The organism is Harryflintia acetispora (assembly GCA_004340125.1).
Classification (GTDB): domain Bacteria; phylum Bacillota; class Clostridia; order Oscillospirales; family Ruminococcaceae; genus Harryflintia; species Harryflintia acetispora.
In genome coordinates this window covers 164,551-185,028 of record SLUK01000004.1, presented here as the reverse complement: position 1 = coordinate 185,028, position 20,478 = coordinate 164,551, and the positions used below count along the sequence as shown (strand labels likewise).

At 62.4% G+C, this 20,478-nt stretch carries 14 protein-coding genes and 1 tRNA gene; 12 read left to right on the top strand and 3 right to left on the bottom strand.

The window, feature by feature from the left end; genetic code table 11:
* Positions 1-14: 14 nt before the first annotated feature.
* From EDD78_RS06510 to EDD78_RS06460, 11 genes are all read left to right on the top strand, one after another.
* Positions 15-500: a hypothetical protein gene (locus EDD78_RS06510; protein ID WP_079697821.1), complete on the top strand. Its 486-nt coding sequence runs from the start codon at positions 15-17 to the stop codon at positions 498-500.
* 177 nt (positions 501-677) lie between these two features.
* A complete protein-coding gene (locus tag EDD78_RS06505) occupies positions 678-2,936 on the top strand; it encodes a penicillin-binding transpeptidase domain-containing protein (protein ID WP_079697820.1) in 2,259 nt (752 codons plus the stop codon).
* Positions 2,937-2,992: 56 nt separating this feature from the next.
* Positions 2,993-4,444 carry a UDP-N-acetylmuramoyl-L-alanyl-D-glutamate--2,6-diaminopimelate ligase gene (locus EDD78_RS06500; RefSeq protein WP_132084380.1) on the top strand — a complete coding sequence of 484 codons (1,452 nt, stop codon included), beginning with the start codon at positions 2,993-2,995 and terminating at the stop codon, positions 4,442-4,444.
* Between the two features lie 27 nt (positions 4,445-4,471).
* Entirely contained in the window at positions 4,472-5,857 is a 1,386-nt protein-coding gene (locus EDD78_RS06495; protein WP_132084379.1) for a UDP-N-acetylmuramoyl-tripeptide--D-alanyl-D-alanine ligase, read from the top strand.
* 34 nt (positions 5,858-5,891) lie between these two features.
* Positions 5,892-6,914, top strand: a complete 1,023-nt coding sequence (gene mraY / locus EDD78_RS06490) for a phospho-N-acetylmuramoyl-pentapeptide-transferase (protein WP_132084378.1) — start codon at positions 5,892-5,894, stop codon at positions 6,912-6,914.
* A gap of 40 nt (positions 6,915-6,954) precedes the next feature.
* Positions 6,955-8,088, top strand: a complete 1,134-nt coding sequence (ftsW, locus tag EDD78_RS06485; protein WP_207739299.1) for a putative lipid II flippase FtsW — start codon at positions 6,955-6,957, stop codon at positions 8,086-8,088.
* Between the two features lie 94 nt (positions 8,089-8,182).
* Complete coding sequence (locus EDD78_RS06480; RefSeq protein ID WP_132084377.1) at positions 8,183-9,301, top strand: UDP-N-acetylglucosamine--N-acetylmuramyl-(pentapeptide) pyrophosphoryl-undecaprenol N-acetylglucosamine transferase; 1,119 nt, start codon at positions 8,183-8,185, stop codon at positions 9,299-9,301.
* A 266-nt stretch (positions 9,302-9,567) separates the two neighbouring features.
* A complete protein-coding gene (gene murA / locus EDD78_RS06475) occupies positions 9,568-10,839 on the top strand; it encodes a UDP-N-acetylglucosamine 1-carboxyvinyltransferase (protein WP_187138713.1) in 1,272 nt (423 codons plus the stop codon).
* Positions 10,840-10,923: 84 nt separating this feature from the next.
* Positions 10,924-12,276 carry a cell division protein FtsQ/DivIB gene (locus EDD78_RS06470; RefSeq protein WP_165873130.1) on the top strand — a complete coding sequence of 451 codons (1,353 nt, stop codon included), beginning with the start codon at positions 10,924-10,926 and terminating at the stop codon, positions 12,274-12,276.
* Positions 12,277-12,497: 221 nt separating this feature from the next.
* Entirely contained in the window at positions 12,498-13,613 is a 1,116-nt protein-coding gene (gene ftsZ / locus EDD78_RS06465; protein ID WP_079698256.1) for a cell division protein FtsZ, read from the top strand.
* A 387-nt stretch (positions 13,614-14,000) separates the two neighbouring features.
* Positions 14,001-14,077: transfer RNA gene (locus EDD78_RS06460), tRNA-Arg, on the top strand.
* 159 nt (positions 14,078-14,236) lie between these two features.
* On the opposite strand, the gene EDD78_RS06455 is transcribed toward EDD78_RS06460, so the two are convergent.
* From EDD78_RS06455 to EDD78_RS06445, 3 genes are read right to left on the bottom strand one after another with little or no spacing between them, the layout of a single operon-like run.
* Complete coding sequence (locus EDD78_RS06455) at positions 14,237-15,379, bottom strand: serine hydrolase domain-containing protein (RefSeq protein WP_132084375.1); 1,143 nt, start codon at positions 15,377-15,379, stop codon at positions 14,237-14,239.
* Between the two features lie 27 nt (positions 15,380-15,406).
* Positions 15,407-16,321, bottom strand: coding sequence for a transglutaminase domain-containing protein (locus EDD78_RS06450; protein ID WP_132084374.1), 915 nt, complete (start codon positions 16,319-16,321; stop codon positions 15,407-15,409).
* 60 nt (positions 16,322-16,381) lie between these two features.
* The gene (locus EDD78_RS06445) at positions 16,382-17,845 is read right to left on the bottom strand and encodes a GntR family transcriptional regulator (protein ID WP_132084373.1); all 1,464 of its coding nucleotides are present in this window, start codon (positions 17,843-17,845) and stop codon (positions 16,382-16,384) included.
* 180 nt (positions 17,846-18,025) lie between these two features.
* Here EDD78_RS06445 and EDD78_RS06440 point away from each other — a divergent pair, with 180 nt between their 5' ends.
* On the top strand, positions 18,026-20,437 hold the full coding sequence (locus tag EDD78_RS06440) for a PAS domain-containing hybrid sensor histidine kinase/response regulator (RefSeq protein ID WP_207668656.1): 2,412 nt from the start codon (positions 18,026-18,028) through the stop codon (positions 20,435-20,437).
* Positions 20,438-20,478: the final 41 nt, after the last annotated feature.

Here is a 20,478-nt window from a genome sequence, read left to right as displayed (position 1 = left end):
GGGGAGGGAAGACGGTGGCCACACATCGGGGAAATGTCGCCTACGATTTCGAACTGTTTGAAAAAAAGCCGCCGAAGGCGCAGCCCTCTTTGAACCTGATCAAGAACCAGAAATATAAGAGCCGGGACCGGATGGCCGCCTTCAAGGCGGTGAGCGCCATCGCAGTGGTGGTGTCGGTCATCTGCATGATGCTCTACGGCCGGGCCGAGCTCACCGAGCTGACCAAGCAGGTGGGCGACTACAACGACAGCTACCAGGAGCTGAGCAGCGAATACACCCGCCTGAGCGCCGAGCTCGAGGGCAAGGTTTCGCTGCGCAACGTGGAGGAGACCGCCAAGAACGAGCTGGGCCTCTCCAAGGTGCAGAGCTACCAGGTCGAGTACGTCAACATGGACGAGGGCGACGGCTTCGAGGGCGCGGGCGACGTGCAGGAGCCCACCCTGGGACAGAAGGTCAGCCTGTATATTCAGTCCTTTTTGGAATACATTAAGATCCGGTAAAATAAACTATAACGAGCGCTTGGGGAGTTAAGAACATCTTGTCTTAGCTCTTCAATTTATTATTGGGCGATTCTGCGAAAATACGACAGGTTTTTCCGACGGCTTTTTTGGTGGGAAAACCGCGCATATACGGCCGGGCGTGCGGGCCCGGTACCACCTTTGGGGGAGGAACGAAATTTGGCAAAGGCTCCGACGAACAAAATGCGCCTGCGCATGCTGGTGCTTCTGCTGCTCTTCACGATTGGTGTGGGAGGGATTCTGGTTTTCCGCCTCTTCCAGCTCCAGCTGACCGAGGAGGGCAAGGAAAACCAGCGCCGGGCGGTGGACCAGCAGATGAGCGCGATCACCATCCCGGCCAGCCGCGGGCAGATCATGGACACCAACGGCAAGACGCTGGCGGTGTCGGCCACGGTCTGGAACGTCATCGTAGATCCCTCGAACGTGCGCGACGGCGAGGCGGAGATCATCTCCGAGGGCCTTTCGCAGATCCTGGGCGTGGATAAGGAGACCATCCGCAAGAAGTGCCTGAAGGAAAACAGCCAGCACGAGTTCATCAAAAAGCGGATCGAAAAGCCGGTCTACGACCAGATCATTAACTTTATCACCCAATATAACATCAACGCCATCCATATGAAGGAGGACACCAAGCGCTACTATCCCTACGGGAGCCTGGCCTCCACCGTGATCGGCTTCGTCAACAGCGAGAACATCGGCGGCACCGGGATCGAGAGCCAGTACAACAAGGTGCTCTCCGGCACACCGGGGATGGTGGTCTCGGCCAAGACGGCGCTGAACACCGACATGCCATTCCGCTACCAGCAGATGTACGAGGCGCAAAACGGCAACTCCCTGGTGTTGACCATCGACGAGACCATCCAGCACTTTTTGGAGAAGCACCTGGAAACCGCGGTGATGGAGCACAACATCAAAAACCGCGCGGTCGGGATCGTGATGGACGTGAACACCGGGGCCATCCTGGCGATGTCCACCAAGCCCGACTTCGACCCGAACAACTATCTGGAAATCACCGACCCCGCGGCCGTCGAGCGGCTGAATGAAGTCGCCATCCGCACCGGCGGGACCGACAACGACGAATATCTCGAGGCCAAGAGCAACGAGCAGAACCTGCAGTGGCGCAACAAGGCCATCTCCGACCCCTATGAGCCGGGCTCGGTCTTCAAGATCGTCACCGCCTCGGCCGCGCTGGACCACGGGGACGTGGGGCTGGAAAACTACTTCGACTGCTACGGCTCCTTCGAGGTGGCGGGCGAGAAGATCGGCTGCTGGAAGACCGCCGGGCACGGCAACCAGTCCTTCGGCGAGGCGATCAAGCACTCCTGCAACCCGGCCTTCATCCAGATCGGCCAGCGGCTGGGCGGCGACGCCTTCTTCGACTACTTCGAGGCCTTCGGCCTGACCGAGGGCACCGACATCGACCTGCCGGGCGAGGCGGGGAACAAGGGGCTCTATTACGAGAAAGATATGCTGGTCGGCCACCCGGTCGAGCTGGCGAGCTGCTCGTTCGGCCAGTCCAACAAGGTCACCCCGATCCAGATGATCACCGCCGTGTGCGCCGCCGTCAACGGCGGGAACCTGGTCACCCCCTACGTGGTCAAGCAGGTGGTGGACGACAGCGGCAGCGTCGTCGAATCCCACGAGCCGCAGGTGCGCCGCCAGGTCATCTCCCAGGAGACCAGTGAAACCATGTGCGAGCTGCTCGAACACGTCGTCTCCGATTCGGACGGCTCGGGGCGCAACTGCTACATAGCCGGTTACCGGATCGCCGGTAAGACCGGCACCTCCCAGAAGCTGGACCAGAAGCCCACCGAGGACGGCCAGGTCGCACAGGAGGAGCACATCCTCTCCTTCGTCGGGATCGCCCCGGCGGACGACCCGCAGATCGCGGTGCTGGTGATCCTGGATACCCCGGAAATCAGCAACGTGCTGGGTTCGACCATCGCGGCGCCGGTGGTCAAGTACATCATGGAGGACACCCTGCCGTATCTCGGGATCGAGCCGAAATATACCGCCGAGGAGCTGGAGAACCTGGACGTCACCGCCCCGAACATCATGGGCAAGAGCGTCGAGGATGCGAAGGCCCTCGCGGCTGAAAAGGAGCTCACCATCAAGTTCGTCGGAAGCGGCGACAAGGTGCTCAAGCAGGTCCCGACCCCGTCCACCCCCATCCCACGGGATGCGACCATCATCGCCTACACCGACAATGAGGTCAAACCCGAGATGGTGGAGGTGCCCGACGTCTTCGGGCTGGGCACCTCGCTGGTCAACCAGGCCATCACCAACGCCGGGCTCAACCTGCGCCTGACCGGCGGCAAGGGCTACGCGAGCGTGGCCTCGCGCCAGTCGCCCGCGGCGGGCACCCAGGTCGAGGTGGGCACGGTGGTCACCGTCGAGCTGACCGCGACCGACGTCGAATAAGAGCGTCCCCGACATCCAGCAAGAGACAGAACATCGGAAAGGCCGGTACTTTGCTTATGCTACTCTCAGAGCTTTTACAAGGAATCGAACACGAGGGCTCCCTGCCCGACAGGGAGATTGATAGAATTACCTGCGACTCGCGCATCGTCGCTCCGGGGGACCTCTTCGTCTGCGTGAAGGGCGCGCGCTTCGACGGGCACGATCATGCCTCCGAGGCCCTTGCGGCCGGGGCGGCGGCGGTCGTCACCGAGCGGGATCTGGGACTCCCGGAGCAGATCATCGCGCCGGACGGCCGGATCGCCTATGCGCTGCTCTGCCGCAACTTCTACCACAATCCCCAGCGCGGGCTGCGCCTGATCGCCGTCACCGGCACCAGCGGCAAGACCACCATCACCTTCCTGCTGCGCGACATCCTGCGCGCGGCGGGCAAACGGGTGGGGCTGATCGGCACCATCCAAAACGAGATCGGCGAGATGGTCATCTCCTCCCGCCACACCACCCCCGACCCCTGGCAGCTCTACTCGGTACTCTCGAGAATGAAGGAGGCGGGGATGGAATACGTGGTGATGGAGGCCAGTTCCTTCGGGCTGCACCAGCACCGGATGGAGGGGCTGCACTTCGAGTGCGCCGTCTTCACCAACCTCTCGCACGAGCATCTCGATTACCACAACACGATGGAGGAGTACTACCAGGCCAAGAAGCGCCTTTTCACCGTTTGCGACAAAGCGGTCGTCAACTACGACGACGAATACGGCCGCCGGCTGATCGGGGAGCTCAGTTGCCCGGCGGCGACTTTGTCGCTGAGCAGCGACGAGGCGGATTACACCGCCCACACCATCACCTATTCGGCCGAGGGGAGCCGCTTCATCGTGGTGCACGGCTCGGACATCGGGAGGGTAGCGATCCGTATGCCGGGGGCCTATTCGGTGCAAAATGCCATGTGTGCCCTGGCGGCCGCCTGCGAGGTGGGCGTTCCCTTCGAGCAGGCCGCGTCGGGGCTGTGCGAAAGCCACGGCGTACTCGGGCGCATGGAGCTCGTGGAGTGTGATTTGCCCTTCACGGTGATCCGGGATTTCGCCCATTCGCCCGAGGAGCTGCGCAACGTGCTCGTCACGGTGCGCGACTTCTGCAAGGGGCGGGTGGTCGCACTCTTCGGCTGCCCGGGCGAGCGGGACCGCACCAAGCGCCCCGAGATGGCCAGGCAGGTGGCCGAGAACGCCGACCAGGCGATCCTCACCTCGGACAATCCGCGCGGCGAGGACCCGCGGCAGATTATAAACGACGCCCTGCCGGGTTTTACGGGGAGCCCCACTCCGGTGCAGGTCATCGAGGACCGGTTCGATGCGATCCGCTGGGCGATCGACTTCTGCCGGGAGGGGGACATCCTGCTGCTGCTCGGCAAGGGGCATGAGGACTACCAGGTGCTCAGCTTCGGCTCGGTCTATTTCGACGAGCGCTTCATCGTGCAGCAGATCGTGCGCAGCCGCCACGACCAGGACAGCATCTGAAAAGACTAGGATCAAGGGGGACTTTCTTTGCAGCCGACACCGATCAAACTGCTGGCAAGCGCGCTTGGCTATACCACGGCGGGGGAGGAGCTGATCACCCACGTCTCCACCGACTCCCGGGACATCACGCCGGGGTGCGTTTTCGTCTGCGTGAAGGGCGCGCGCTTCGACGGGCACGACTTCGCGCCCGAGGCGGTGCGCCAGGGAGCTTCCTATGTGGTGGCGAGCGAGCGCGTGCCGCTGACGCAGGATAAGGTCTTTTATGTGGACAACACCCTGGATGCGCTCATCAAGCTCGCCGGGGCCTACCGCAGCCAGTTTTCGCCCATCACGGTCGGGGTGACCGGGAGCGTGGGGAAGACCACCACCAAGGAGTTCATCGCCGCGGTGGCCTCCCGCCGGTATAAGACCCTCAAAAACGAGGGGAACCAGAACACCGAAATCGGGGTGCCCAACACCATCTGGAAGCTGGATCAGAGCCACGAATGCACCGTCATCGAGATGGGGCAGGACAAGATGGACGACATCTTAAAGCTCACCATGGCGGTGCGCCCGGACATCGCGGTCGTCACCAGCGTGGGGACGGCGCACATCGAATTTCTGGGCAGCCGGGAAAATATCCTGCGCGGCAAGCTGCAGATCGCCGACTCGATGGGGCCGCACGCCCCGCTCATCCTCTGCGCGGACAACGACCTGCTCGGGGGCGTCACGAACGGTTATAACGAGCAACTGCGCGACAAGCGGATCGTGCGCTTCGGGATCGAGGCCGAGCGCTGCGACGTGCGCGCGGTGGATATCCGGGAAGGGGAGCGGGAGACCCGCTTTACCGTGCGCTATCCGGGCGGGGAGGTTGAAGCCACCATTCCCACCATCGGGCGGCACACCGTGCTCGACGCGCTGGCCGCCTTCGCGGTGGGGCTCGAGATGAAGATCGGGCCAAAGGAAATCGCTTTGGGGCTTTACGACTACGCCCCGGCCGGGATGCGCCAGCACATCGTCCCCTGCGGGGCAATCACCCTGGTGGAGGACTGCTACAACGCCAATCCCGACTCGATGAAGGCGGCGCTTTCCACCTTCGGGAGCATGAAGGTGCGCGGGCGCCGGGTGGCGGTGCTCGGCGACATGCTCGAGCTCGGGGAGACCGCGAAGGACGCCCACTACGAGGTCGGGCGCTTTGCCGCCGCGCAGGGGCTCGATCTCCTCTTCTGCTACGGCAGATGGTGCCTAGAGCTCTGCCGCGGGGCGAAGGGGGCCGGGATGGGGGAGGCCTATTATTTCCCCACCCAGGAAGAAATGTACCAAAGCCTGCGCCAAAGCCTGCAGGAGGGCGACACCGTCTGGCTCAAGGCGAGCCTGGGCATGAAGCTCGGCGAATCGGTAAGCAGGCTGCGCGAGGAGTATCAGGGCCGCTGACGCGCGCTCAGAGGTAAGGGAGAGGACACACATTATGAACGACTTTGCGACCATCGTCACAGCGATCGCCTCCTTCGGCGTCACCGCCCTGCTGGGGCTGTGGGCGGTGCCGTTCCTGCGCAGGATCAAGTATGGGCAGACCATCAAGGAGATCGGGCCGACCTGGCACAAGAACAAGAACGGCACCCCGACCATGGGGGGGCTGACCTTCATCATCGGGATTCTGACGGCGGTGATCGCCGGCTTTATCGCGCTGCGCTTATCCGAGGCGTCCCATCCGCTCGACCCGCTTATAAGGGCGGGGGGGCTTAACACCACCCGGCTCTTCTTGGGGCTGACGATGGCGCTCGCCTTCGGCGCGATCGGCTTTGCCGACGACTACATCAAGGTGGTCAAGAAGCGCAACCTCGGCCTGCGCGCGCGGGAAAAGACGGTGGCGCAGATCCTGGTCGCCGGGGCCTACCTCGCCGGACTCTATATGGCGGGGGACACCTCGACCATCCTGATCCTGCCCTTCCTCGGGCAGGTGGACCTGGGGATTTTCTATATCCCCTTCGCCCTTTTCGTGATCGTGGGCGCGGTCAACGCGGTCAACCTCACCGACGGGATCGACGGGCTGGCCGCCTCGGTCACCTTTGTGGTGGGGATCGGCTTCATGCTCTGCTGCGCGCTGCTCTCCTTCGGTGAGATGGGGCTGCTGGCCACCGCCCTGGCCGGGGGCTGCCTCGGGTTCCTTATCTGGAACTTCCACCCGGCCAAGATGTTCATGGGCGATACCGGCTCGATGTTTCTCGGCGGGGTGGTGGTGGCGCTGGCCTTCGGGATCGGGCAGCCGGCCATCCTGATCCTGATGGGGGTCGTCTACATCGTCGAGACCCTCTCGGACATCATCCAGATCGGCTGCTACAAGCTCACCCACAAGCGGGTGTTCAAGATGGCCCCGATCCACCACCACTTCGAGATGTCCGGCTGGAGCGAGGTCAAGATTGTGATGGTCTTCTCCCTCGTCGCCCTCGCCGGCTGCGGGCTCGGGATATGGTCCCTCTTTTTCCAGTGAGCCGGGGCTCCGCAAAACTTTGAAATCAGAGGTGTAGCAGTTGAAGAAAGCCAAAAACAAGGTGAAGATCAAAACCGGCCGGATCGACGTCGTCTTTCTGGTGCTGGTGCTCTCCCTTTTGACGGTGGGGCTGGTCATGCTCTTCTCGGCGAGCTACGCCTATGCCTATTACTATTATAAGGATTCGTTCTATTTCATCTCCAAGCAGCTGGTCTTTGCCGTCGTCGGGGTCACGGCCATGTTCGTGCTGGCCTTCTTCGACTACCACCATTTTCAAAAGCTGGCCCTGCCCATCATGGGGGTGACCGTCTTCCTGCTGGTGCTGGTGCGGATCCTGCCAACCCGCGTCGGCGACTTCCACCGCTGGATTCGGATCGGTTCCTTCTCGGTCCAGCCCTCCGAGATCGCCAAGTTCGCCGTCGTGGTGCTCTTCGCGCAGATCCTCTCGAAAAACTACAGCAAGATCAAGACCTTTAAATATGGGATCCTGCCCTTCGTCATCATCCTGGGGCTGCTCTCCTTCCTCATGCTGCTGCAGCCCCACGTCTCGGGCGTTATCCTGATCATGCTCATCGGCGCGGTGGTCATGCTCGTGGGCGGGGTGGATGTCAAGTGGTTCGTCTTCGCCGGCGTGGGCGCTTTGATCCTCATCGGCGGCGCGCTGCTCATCCCGGGCGCCTTCGACTATGCGCGAAGCCGGCTCGAATTCTGGTTCGACCCCTGGAGCGACCCGCAGGGCGCGGGCTTCCAGACCATCCAGTCCCTCTATGCCATCGGCTCGGGCGGGCTTCTGGGGGTGGGGATCGGCAACTCGCGCCAGAAGTACCTCTACCTGCCCGAGGTGCAAAACGACTTCGTCTTCGCCATCGTCGGCGAGGAGCTCGGCTTTATCGGCGCGACGCTGATCATCGTCATGTTCGCGCTGCTGATCTGGCGGGGGTTCGTCATCGCCGCCAGGGCCAAGGACCGCTTCGGCATGCTGCTGGCGGTCGGCCTGACCGCCCAGGTGGGGATCCAGGCGTTTTTAAATATCGCGGTGGTGACCAACACCATCCCGAACACCGGTATTTCGCTCCCCTTCTTTTCCTACGGGGGCACCTCGCTGATGATGCTGCTCGGGCAGATGGGGATCGTGCTGTCCGTCTCGCGGCAGAGCACCCTGCTCAAGGAGTGAACGGGCTCGTGCCCTAAGGAGCGGCCGGGGGGTGGCGCCTTTGCCGCCGTCGTCAGCAAAACCGGTATGAAAAAGTCTAGAGAGGTATGTTTTTATGAAGATACTGTTCGCCTGCGGGGGCACCGCCGGGCACATCAATCCGGCGCTGGCCACCGCCGCGGTGGTGCGTAAGCACCATCCCGACGCGCAGATCCGCTTCGTGGGCAACCCGAATGGGATGGAAGGCCGGCTGATCAAAAAGGCGGGCTACGACTTTTCTCCGGTCGTCATCAAGGGCTTCTACCGCTCCCTGTCCCCCAAGGCCTGCGCGCACAACCTGAGCGCCGTTTCCCGGATGCTGCGCGCCGGCGGGGCGGTAAAGAGGGTGCTGCGCGAGTTTGAGCCGGACATCGTGATGGGCACCGGCGGCTATGTCAGCGGGCCGGTGCTGCGCACCGCGCACAAGGAGGGGTACAAGACCCTCACCCATGAGCAGAACGCCTTCCCCGGCGTGACCACCAAGCTCCTCTCCAAATATGTGGACAAAATCCTGCTGGCGGTGCCCGAGGCGCAGAAGTACCTCGCCGGGGGCCCGCAATACGCGGTGGTGGGCAATCCGGTGCGGGAGGAAATCCTCTTCGCCGACCGCGAGGAGAGCCGTCGCGCGCTTGGGATCGACCCCAAGCGCACCGTGCTGCTCACCTTCGGGGGGAGCCTCGGGGCCCAGCGGATCAACGAGGCGGTGGCCGACCTGATCGCCTGGCACTATCGCTCCGGGAAGATCCACCACATCCACGCCACCGGCCAATACGGCGTCGAGCTGCTGCCGCGGCTGCTGCGCGAGCGGGGGGTGGACCTCGGCGGGTGCGACTATGTGGACATCCGGGAGTACATCGACGACATGCCACGCTGCCTTGCCGCGAGCGACATCGTGCTCTGCCGTTCGGGCGCGGTGACGCTCAGCGAGCTCGAGGCGGCCGGGCGGGCCTCGATTTTGATCCCTTCGCCCAACGTGGCCGAGAACCACCAGTACCACAACGCCATGGTGCTCGGGAACGCCGGGGCCGCCATCGTCGTCGAGGAGAAGGACCTGACCGGCGAGCGGATCATCGCGCTGGTCAGCGAGCTGCTGGAGGACCCGGCGAAGGTGCATGGACTCGCGAAGAACGCCCGGAAGCTGGCCATCGTGGACGCGGGGGAACGCATCTACCGCGAAATGATGGCTATGCTGTAGCCCTATATTCCGGTTGGAATCGCAATTTTCGCAGGAAGCTGCAAAATCACCGTCAGGCGGGCAAAAGCCCGCCTCGCGTGCCGTTTGGAGAGAAAAAATTGGCAAACAGGACGTTTCTGATCAATATACCCCTTCCGGTTTTCACCGCTTTGCGCCCTTTGGCATAGTATGGTTTTGTAAAGCAGAGCCGCAGGGCCAGTTTGGCTGCGGTAATTATCGGCTCCGGTACATATGCCTTTGCCCGGAGCCGCAAAGGGTGCGTGGAAATGGGGAAATATATCGTAGAGGGGCAGGCGCGTCTGCAGGGCGAATTGCGGGTGCAGGGCTCCAAGAACGCGGCGCTGCCGATACTGGCCGCGACGCTGCTTACTCCACACAGTGTGGTACATAACTGTCCCAATCTATCGGATATTGGCGCCGCCAGCAATATCCTTGAATATCTGGGCTGCCGCTGCTCCCTCGAAGAGGGCACCATGACGGTGGACACCGCCGGGTGCTGCCGCGACGACATCCCGGATAACCTGATGCGGGAGATGCGCTCCTCCATCGTCTTTTTGGGCGCGATCATCGCGCGCTGCGCGCGCGCGCGCATCTCGATGCCCGGCGGCTGCGAGCTCGGCCCGCGTCCGATCGACATACACCTCTCGGGGCTCAAAAAGCTGGGGGTCAGCATCCGCGACGACTACGGGTATCTGGACTGCCGCGCCGAGCACGGGCTGCATGGGGCGAAGATTTCGCTGCCCTTCCCGAGCGTGGGCGCGACCGAGAACATCATGATCGCCGCGAGCGTCGCCAGGGGCGACACCGAGATCCACAACGCCGCCAGGGAGCCGGAGATCTATGACCTGGCCGCCTTCCTGTGCGCATGCGGGGGCAAGGTGCAAATCGACTCCTCCGGCACCGTCTATGTCAGCGGGGTCGAGCGGCTGCAAAGCTGCGAGCACACCGTCATCCCGGACCGGATCGTGGCGGCGACCTGGCTCTCCTGCGCGGCGATCACCGGCTCCAGGCTGCATCTCTACGACGTCGAGCCGCAGCACCTGACCGCCTGTATCCCGATGTTCGAGGAGGCGGGGTGCGAGCTCAGAGCCGGGGAAAGCACCCTGGACATTGTATCCCCGCGCCGGCTGCTGCCGCTGCGCATGGTGCGCACCATGCCCTATCCGGGCTTCCCGACCGATGCGCAGGCCCCCTTCATGGCGATGTGCGCTTTGAGCAGCGGGACCAGCGTGTTCGTGGAGAACATCTTCGAGAACCGCTACAAGCATGCCGGGGAGCTGTGCCGCATGGGAGCCAACATCAAGGTCGAGGGCCGGGTCGCGGTGGTGCAGGGGGTACCGCTGCTGCACGGGGCCAAGGTGGAATGCACCGACCTGCGGGGCGGCGCTTCGCTGGTGGTGGCGGCGCTGGCGGCGCAGGGCGACAGCGAGATCAGCGAGATCCGGCATGTCGAACGGGGATACGAGGATTTGGAAGGAAATCTTAGGTCCCTCGGGGCAAAAATAAAAAAGGTGGAAAAGAGCGGGGATATCTGCTAAAATATAAGACATACCCGGTGGCTCCGCTGCATGGACAGACGGGGCCGCCGCGGGTTAATCTCACAAGGACGAAGGAAGCACAGTATGCCGATCGACGAGAAGCCCTTTGAGGCCCCTAAAACCGGACAAGCTCCGGGGAACCCGAGCAGGAAGCGCAAACCGAAAAAAAAGCCGCGGCTGAGCCTCTTTTCCAAAAAGGAGAAGGGGGAGCGTGAGCGCGCCCCCAAAAAGGCGCCCCGGCGTCGCGGGCGCCGCCGGCACGGGCGGATGACGCTCAACTACCTGCTCTTCGGGATCGTGGGGGTGATCATTCTTTCGATCCTGTGCTACGCGGTCTTTTTTAAGGTCTATAAGATCGACGTCACCGGCGACCCCGGCGAATACACGGCCGAGGAGATCGTCACCGCCAGCGGGGTCAAGATGAAGCAGAGCCTCTTCTCGGTGGACCAGAAGAAGATCAATACCCTGGTCATCGACCAGCTGCCCTACGTGCAGGCGGTCAACGTACATAAAAAATTCCCCACCACCGTCGAGCTCGAGGTCATCCCCTCGGTGCCGGTCGGCGCCATCGAGACGGAGGGGCGCTATCTTTACATCAATTCGGCGGGGAAGATCCTCGAGAGCGAAATGCCCTCCTATGACAAGCAGAAATATCCCCTGATTGTCGGGATCACGGTGAACACCACCCAGCAGGGGAACTATGTGCTCAACCAGAATTCCGAACAGATCATCATGCTCGACACCCTCCTGAAAGCGATCAGCGCCAGCGGGATGGAGAACATCAATCTGATCGACCTTGGCAACCGGCTCAACATGCGGATCGTCTACGACAACCGCCTGCTCGTGGAGCTGGGGACCGAGGCGGACCTCGATTACAAGCTCAAGTTTGTGAACAATACAGTGCAAAGCAACATGAGCTCCACCGCGCAGGGCGTGCTGGACGTCACCCTGATCGAGAAGTGGGGCGTGTTCCATGAGGCGGACATCTGGGAGCTGATCGAAAAGGATGAGCAGGAGCGCCTGCAGAGCGCCGGGCAGGAAGGCGTAGGCGAAGGGGGCGGCGAAGAGAGCCCCGCCGGCGGCAAGACCGGGATCCAGGTCGATCCGAATACCGGGGCGATCATCGTCGGGCCGAAGGACCCGCTGGCGCCCGAGAGCGGCACCGATCTTGGCGGCCTGTCCTCCTCCGAGGGGGAGGGCGCGTCGTCCTCCGAGCCCGGGACAAGCTCTCAGCCTGCGCCGTCCGATGCGTCCGCAGGGGATTCCTCCTCGTCCGCTTCGTCCTCGTCGCGTTCGGAGAGCTCCTCGTCCAAGGAGGGCTCCTCGAAGGAGGAATCCTCTTCTTCCTCCAAGGAGAGTTCTTCCAAGGAGAGCTCCTCGAAGGGCAGCTCTTCCAAGGGGAGCGGGTACGACAAGAAGGATTATCTTGTGGTTTGACCCCCGCGCGAACACTCTATATACCGTATGATGGATCAAAACCGCCATGGAACCGGCAAACGGGCACAATATCTTGTATTTTTACGCGAATATCTCGCAATTCCGTATTGATTTCAGGTATGAAATCTGATAACATATATTTATATGATTGGAATAATTGTGACAGAACTGATTTTTCGCTTGTTCTTCTAGAAAATAGAGTGTAGGGGGCAGAGGATTCTATGAATTTTGATATGGATTCCGATTTCGAGAAAGTTGTTTCGATAAAGGTCGTCGGCATCGGCGGCGGCGGCGGGAACGCCGTGAACCGGATGGTTTCTTCCGGCATGAAGAGCGTGGAGTTCATCTCGGTGAACACCGACCTGCAGGCGCTGAACACCTCCAAGGCGACCGTGAAGATCCCGCTGGGCGAGAAGCTGACCAAGGGCCGCGGCGCGGGCGGCTCCCCCGAAAAGGGCCAGAAGGCCGCCGAGGAATCCCGCGACGAGATCGCGGCGGCGCTCAAGGGCACCCAGATGGTCTTTATCACCGCCGGTATGGGCGGCGGCACCGGCACCGGCGCAGCTCCCGTGGTGGCCGAGATCGCCAAGGATATGGGAATCCTTACCATCGGAATCGTGACCAAGCCTTTCCTGTTCGAGGGCAAGCGGCGCATGGACCAGGCCGAATCGGGGATCGCCTCCCTGCGCGAGCATGTGGATGCGCTGGTGGTCATCCCCAACGAGCGCCTCAAGCTCATTTCGGAAAATAAGATCACCCTGCTCAACGCCTTCCAGGCGGCGGATAACGTCCTCAAGCAGGGCGTGCAGAGCATCTCCGACCTGATCAACATCCCCGGAGTGGTCAACCTCGACTTTGCGGACGTGACCGCCATCATGAAGGATGCCGGCTACGCCCACATGGGCATGGGCGTCGCCGACGGGAAGGACAAGGCAGAGAAGGCCGCCGCCATGGCGATCGCCTCCCCGCTGCTCGAAACCTCGATCAATGGCGCGCGCGGCGTGATCATCAACATCACCGCCTCGAGCGACATCGGCCTCGACGAGATCGACGTGGCCTCCACCATGATACATAACGCGGCCCATCCGGACGTCAACCTGATCTGGGGCGCGGCGTTCGACGACAACCTCAAGGATCAGATGATGGTCACCGTGATCGCGACCGGCTTTGACAGCGGCAATAACTTTGAACCCCCTGTCGCCCGCCAGCAGCAACAATTCGGCGCCAAGGCCCAGGAGAGTGAGAAGGCTCCCGAGGAGCAGAAGAAGGAAGAGGAAGAGACCGGGATCGACGACGATGCCTTCTTCGATATCATGGAGCTGTTCAACAAGAAATAAGAAAAATGCGACAGGCGGCGTGAAGGATTCACGCCGCCTGTTTTTCTGTCGTCCGCCTCTTGGAAAATTGGGAAGGGCGGGCAGCCGAAGCGCCGGGCCCAAGGGGCGCCCACAGGCCGCGGGTTGACGCCCCGCCCTTTGGGTGCCCCGGAATGGTCCGGCGCTTTAGCTGAAATCATTTTAGGAAGCATCCTGTACGGATAGTGCGTTGGTTCATATGCGGGAGCTGTCCGGTCTTGCGCTGGAGCGGTCCCGCAATACAGTATATGCGCGCACCCCCAAAAAGTTGCCAGAGAAAAAGAAAAAATGGTCGCTTTTTCCGGCATAATGCTTGACAATTTTTTATGGGCATGGTAATATATTAAGGCTGACATGAAAAGTAAATATGCGCCAGTAGCTCAGTTGGATAGAGTGTTTGACTACGAATCAAAAGGTCGGGGGTTCGAATCCCTTCTGGCGCACCAGCGGCGAGCCGCCGCTCCCAAACGGCTCCTCACAGTTGTGGGGAGCCGTTTTGTTTTTTGCACGCGAAGAAGTGCTCGTTTGTTTTGGGTGCAGAAGGCAAAAAACACGTTTAAGCGGTTTCGCTTAAACGTGTTTTTTCTGTGGTGTGACCGATCGCCTTATGCGCCCTCCCGATACGCCGCAAGGACGTAATCGGTGAAATAGGGCCAGGGCGCATAGCTGTCGTTTGGGTAGTTGCTGGCGATAACCGTCACCAGCTCCAGCTCGGGCACGACAAAGATATACTGCCCCCATGCGCCGAAAGCAAAATAGGTATCGTAGTTTTTGGCGCCAAAGGAGTTGATCCACCACTGGTAGCCGTATTGGCCGGTCCGTCCACCGGGACCGGGGTTCTGCACCGAAGTGGAAGCCTCCACCCAGTTAGCCGGCACGAGCTGCTGGCCCTGCCAGCTGCCGCCCTGTAAGTAGAGCTGGCCGAAGCGGGCGGCGTCTCGCGCGCTCATAGAGATGCCGTTGCCGCCGTCGCAGATGCCCTGCGGGTCGCGGCCCCATTCGACGCTCTCCATCCCGAGCGGGCCGAAGAGGTTCTCCTCGGCGTATTGCAGCTCGTCCATCCCGGTTGCCGCCGTCAGCGCGGCGGACAGCAGATGGGTGTTGCCGGTGCTGTAGTTGAAAAGCGTGCCGGGCTGGGCCACCAGGCTGCGCCCGAGGATGTACGCCACCCAGTTCTCCGCCGACTGGAACTCCCTCCAGTTGCTGTAGCCGCCGCCCCACTCGTACCACTCCAGGCCGGAGGTGTGGGTCAGCAGGTGGCGCAGGGTGAGTTGGCGCTTGCCCTCCTCCAGGGAAGCCACCTGCGGGAGGTAATCGGACAGAAGGTCGTCCACCCCGCCAAAGTATCCCTGCTCGATGGCGATTCCCACCAGCGCCCCGGTGAACGACTTGGAGCAGGAGTGCAGCGCAAACACGCTGCTTTCGTCATAGCCTTCCTGGTAATATTCGTCGATCAGGACTCCGTCCTTGGCGGTGACCATGGCGTAGATTTGAGAGCCGGCCAACACCGCGTGCAGCTGCTCGAACAGCGCCGGGTCCATGCCGTGGCTTTGCGGCGCGTCGAGCTGCCAGCTGTTGTCCGCCTCCGGTTCGGGCTCCAGATCCGATTCAGGTTCCGGCTGTCCTGAAGCGATAGAAACCTCTGAAGCCGCACTCACGGCTTCGCGCGGGGCCTGCGCCGGACCTTGGACGGCGCAGGCGGCCAGGATCAGGCAGGCGGCAAAAAGCAAGGAAATGATTCTTTTCATAATGGTCTCCTTTTTGTCTGCTGCGGTCTACCCCTCGTCCTCCGGGCCGAAGCCCGCGAGGCCGAAGAGGGGCGGCGCGCTGGGTTCCATCGGCGGCAGCGCGCCATGCTCGCTTTCGTAAGCGGCGAGCTCCTCCCGCACGCGCTGTTTCAGCGCAGGCAGGTTCGGCGCGGGCGCTTCGGCGAGGACATGCTCCGGGGGAGTGGGGCAGTCCTGCGGGCAGGACGGCGCGAGAAAGTTTTCCTCAATTTCAGCGTTCTGCTCCGGTGTCAGCAGCCCGGAGCCGATAAGGCTTTGCCCCCAGACGTGGGAGCGCGCCATGCTGGCGTCGCTTTTCATAAAGTAGCGGTAGCGGATGGCGCCGTTGCGGGAGACGTTGTCCTCCAGCTGGCTGTCCAGGTGGTACCAGACCCCGTCGACCTTGACCATCGTCCAGGCGTGGTCCACCAGGTTCCCCTGCAGCGAGTAGGTCAGTCCCGGGACGTATTCCGCTTCCAGTCCCAGCCCCTGCAGCAGCAGGGCCAGCGCGGCGGCGTAGTCCTCGCACATCCCCACGCCGAAGCGCAGGGGGCTCAGCGCCCTCTGCTCCACAAAGGTTGGCGCTTCCTCGCCGTCGGCGCGGACACGCCACAACTCCAGGCCGATGGGCTCGTCGAAGACGGTGTTTTCGATCATGTAATCGAACGCCGCCTTCGCTTTTTCAAATTCCGTCATGTCCGGCGTCGTAAGTTCCGAGGCGGTGTCCTCCACGAGCCGGTCGAGATAGGAGCGGGCAGACGGTGCGGAAAGGTCCTGCGAGGAAGTGGGCGGGTCCGCTGCGTCATAGTCCGGCTGCTCCTGCGCGGGCGGCTCCTGGGGCTCGGAGGGCGTGGGTGCGGGGGATTTCGCCGAGCAGCCGAACAGGAGAAGCAGGGCTGCCGCGGCCAGGATCCATCTTTTCATAAAAGCCTCCCTTCTTGAGACACCCACATTTTAATGCAACGCTTATGATATGTCCAATACTTAGATTACATTGCTGGAAATGCTGTCTGGGCATGGGCGTGTTCGGGCGCTCTCCGGGCCGTCGGGTGGGAAGAGGCGCTCCATCGCCGGGGCGGCCAGCAGAACCAACTGCCGAAGGCCGTCGTGCAGCTGCCGGCGGTCCCTCTCCTGCACGCCCCGGATGATCCCTTCGGCCTCGGCGCGCATGAGGGTGCACTCGGGCAGCGCGCCGGCATGCGCCTCCAGCAGGGGCAGGCCGAGCAGCAGCACCTCGCACAGCTTCCCCCAGATCTCTTTTAAGGGCTGGTTCCCGCAGCCCTCCAGCAGGTACTCTATACAGATGAAAAAGGGCTGGAGCGCGCCCCCGCGCGCCTGCTGCCGCTTGAGCTTTGCGACACAGGGGCCCACGTCCGGCAGCGCCTGTGGATATAAAAGCAAAAAGACCTGATCGAAGCTCAGGCGAACAATCTGTACCGCCTCCAGGAACATGGAGGCGATTTTTTTCACCGACTTGTGGCGCAGGTCGATCTCCTGCTCCCCCGGCGGCGTGACCCTGGTCCCCGCGCCCTGGCTGGCAAAGACCAGCCCCAGGCGCTCCAGCATGGCCACCGTGCGCCGGATGGTGCTGAACGAGACGCCGTATTTCTCCGCCATCGCCCCATAGGAGGGCAGGCGGTCGCCCGGGGAGAGCTGCTGCCCGACAAGGATACGCCAGATCAGCTGGGAGCTCAGCGAATAACACAGCTGCGGACGCTCCCGGTAGACCCTCCACTCGAACGGGACCTGCTCCGGCGGCGCTGGCCGCTCCTTGGCGGCCTGCTCGATATAGGAGAAGACCGTCCCGTCCAGCAGCCACTGGATCTGGAGGTATATGCTGAAGAGCTCGCCGCGATCCCCTCCTTCGCAGGCCTCCACGGTCTGCCGCGCCAGCTGCCGGTAGCGCCGGTTCTCCCGCTCCATGTGGACGATCCTTGGGAGGGTGTGGACGAACTGGTAATAGGAGACGATCTCGTGATAGAGGTCGAGCAGCAGCTGGTTGTCGAGCGCCAGCAGCATCTCCCGCCCACAGAAATAGGAGATGTAGAACCCCCCGTCCTCCAGGGCGAGGGCCGTTTCTTTGATCTGCTGCATATTATGCTTTTGCAGCCGCCGGCTCCCTTCCCGCAGCAGCGGGACCAGCAGGGCGCGCAGCAGCTGCCCCATCGCGCGGAAGGTTTCCCTCCGCGCCAGGAAGTAGTCCTGCGTGTTGGCGATGCCCGCTTCGGGCGGGGCGCTGTAGGTCACCACGGTTTTGCGCCCCGGCGAGAGGCTGATGTAGCCCTCCTCCTCGAGCTGCAAATAGGCGTTGCGCGCCGTGCGCACCGCGACGCGGTAGACCTCGTGCAGCAGTTCGATCGAGGGCAGGCAATCGCCGCTGCGGTAATATCCGAATTGGATCTGGGATTTGAAGAATTTGTAGATCAAACCATACCGTCCCTGCTTCATCGGTTCCTCCCAATCTGTTATCGCTTAAATTGTAACATTTTGAGCCAGCCCTTGCAATGCGGCGGCAACTTTGATAAAATCTAACTAAAGTTACCTACATGAACAAAGTGAAAACTTCAGGGAGCGGCCCCGGGCGGGCCGCTTTCAGCATGCGGGCTCTAAGATCGGGAGGAGAACAGGATGGCAACGATGCCGGAGGAAAAACCCATGGAACGGCCCGCGATGGCGCTCGCTGCGGACTATGAATACAACACCCTCATGCGCCTGCTGGGGGTCAGCGTGAGCAAGCATCTGCTGGACGAGCACTTTACGGTGATCTGGGCCAACGATTTTTATTACCAGCTCATCGGCTGGCCCCGGGAGGAATATGAGGAGACCTTCCACAACCACTGCGACTTATACTACAGGAACGACCAGGCCGAATGGAAGCGCCTGACGGATATGGTCACGGACTCGCTGATGAACGGGCGCAGCGGCTACAACCTGGTCACCCCTTTGCGCCGCAGGAACGGCGAGTACATCTGGGTGAAGTTTTCCGCCGCCTTCTCGGATGAATATGTGGACGGGTACCAGGTGGCCTATACCGTCATGACGAACATCGACGACCTGGTGCGGATGCAAAAGGAGCAGTCCGTCACCTACGACAACATCCCCGGGTTCGTGGCCAAGTTTTGCCTCCGGGGGGACGGCCTGCACCTGCTGGACGCCAACGACCGCTTCCGCGCCTTTTTCGGCTGCGAGGGCCAGTGCGGTCCGGCCTGCGGCCTGTCCAACCTGGACACGGTCCAGAACCGCACGACCTATGTCCAGAACCTGCCGCTCATGCGGGAGGGCAAGCACGTCCACTTTACCCTGCAGGCGGTGGACCACGGCGGCGGCAACGTCTGGCTGCAGGTCAACGGCGAATGCATCGACCACATAGGCGGGGACCCGGTCTACCTGGTGATCTACATCGACATCACCGACATCACCGAGCAGCGCGAGCTGCAGCGCCAGCTCGAGGAGCGCTCGCGGCTGCTGCACGAGGCGCTCGAGGCGGCCAAGAAAGCCAACCGGGCAAAATCCGATTTCCTCTCCCGGATGAGCCACGACATCCGCACCCCGATGAACGCCGTCATGGGGATGTCGGCCATCGCGGCCTCCCACATCGACGACAAGGAGCGCGTGCTCGACTGCCTGGCGAAGATCGACGTGTCCGCCAAGCTCCTGCTCAGCCTGATCAACGAGGTGCTCGACATGTCCAAGATCGAGAGCGGGCGGATCACCATGGCGCAGGAGGAATTCGCCCTGGGGGACGTCATCCAGAACATCGTGACCATCACCCAGCCCTCGATTTTGGAGAAGGGGCATTCCTTCGACATCCACGACTACGGGATCCGGCACGAGCGGGTCGTCGGGGACCCCAACCGCCTGGAGCAGGTCTTTTTAAACGTCCTCTCCAACTCCATCAAGTATACTCCGGACCGGGGCAGCATCGTGCTGGAGATGCGCGAGACGCCCTGCCAGCGGGAGGGGTACGGGCGCTATGAATTCATCTTCCGGGACAACGGCTACGGCATGACCCCGCAGTTTTTGGAGAAGCTCTTCACCCCCTTTGAGCGCGCCGACGACGAGACGGTGCACACCATCCAGGGGACGGGGCTGGGGATGGCCATCAGCCAGAACATCGTGCGCATGATGGGCGGGGAGATCGAGGTGGAGAGCGCCTACGGCAAGGGCTCCGCCTTTACTGTGAGCGTCTGCCTGCAGCTGCAGGGGGAGGAGTCGGAGGACTTTGAGATGCCGGATTCCCGGCCGGTGCTGGTGGTGGACGACGACAGGATCGCCTGCGAGACCACCTGCGAGCGGCTCGACGAGATGGGCCTTGACGGCCGGTGGGTCCTCAGCGGCGGCGAGGCCGTCAAGCGGGTGAGCGAGGCCCACCGGGCGGGGGAGGACTTCTTCGCCATCCTCATCGACATGAAGATGCCGGGCATGGACGGGATCGAGACCGCCCGCCAAATTCGCGCCGAAGTGGGGGCCGGGGTGCCCATCATCCTGCTTTCCGCCTACGACTGGACCGATTATGAGGCCGAGGCGCGGGCGGCGGGGATCAACGGCTTCGTGGGGAAGCCCATGCTCAAGTCCAACCTCGTCTACGCCTTCAAGCGGTACGTCCTGGGCGAGGCGGCCCCGGCGGCCGTCACGCCGGCGGAGCCGGCGCGCTCCTATGCCGGCAAGCGGCTGCTGCTGGTGGAGGACAACGACCTCAACCGGGAGATCGCCACTGAAATCCTCTCGGGGACCGGCGCCGCGGTGGAGACGGCCGCCAACGGGCTCGAGGCGGTGGAACGCTTTAGCGCCTCCTCCGAGGGGTATTACGACCTGGTCTTTATGGACCTGCAGATGCCGATCATGGGCGGGATCGAAGCGAGCGTGCGGATCCGCGGGCTGCAGCGCAAGGATGCAAAGGCGGTACCAATCGTGGCGATGACGGCCAACGTCTTTGCCGAGGATGTGGAGCAGAGCAAGGCGGCGGGGATGAACGACCATCTGCCAAAGCCGCTCGATCTCGGGCAGATCGCCCGGGTGCTCGAGCAGTATATCGGCTGACAGGGCCGAAGGACAGGACGCAAAGCGCCGCAGAAGGCTTT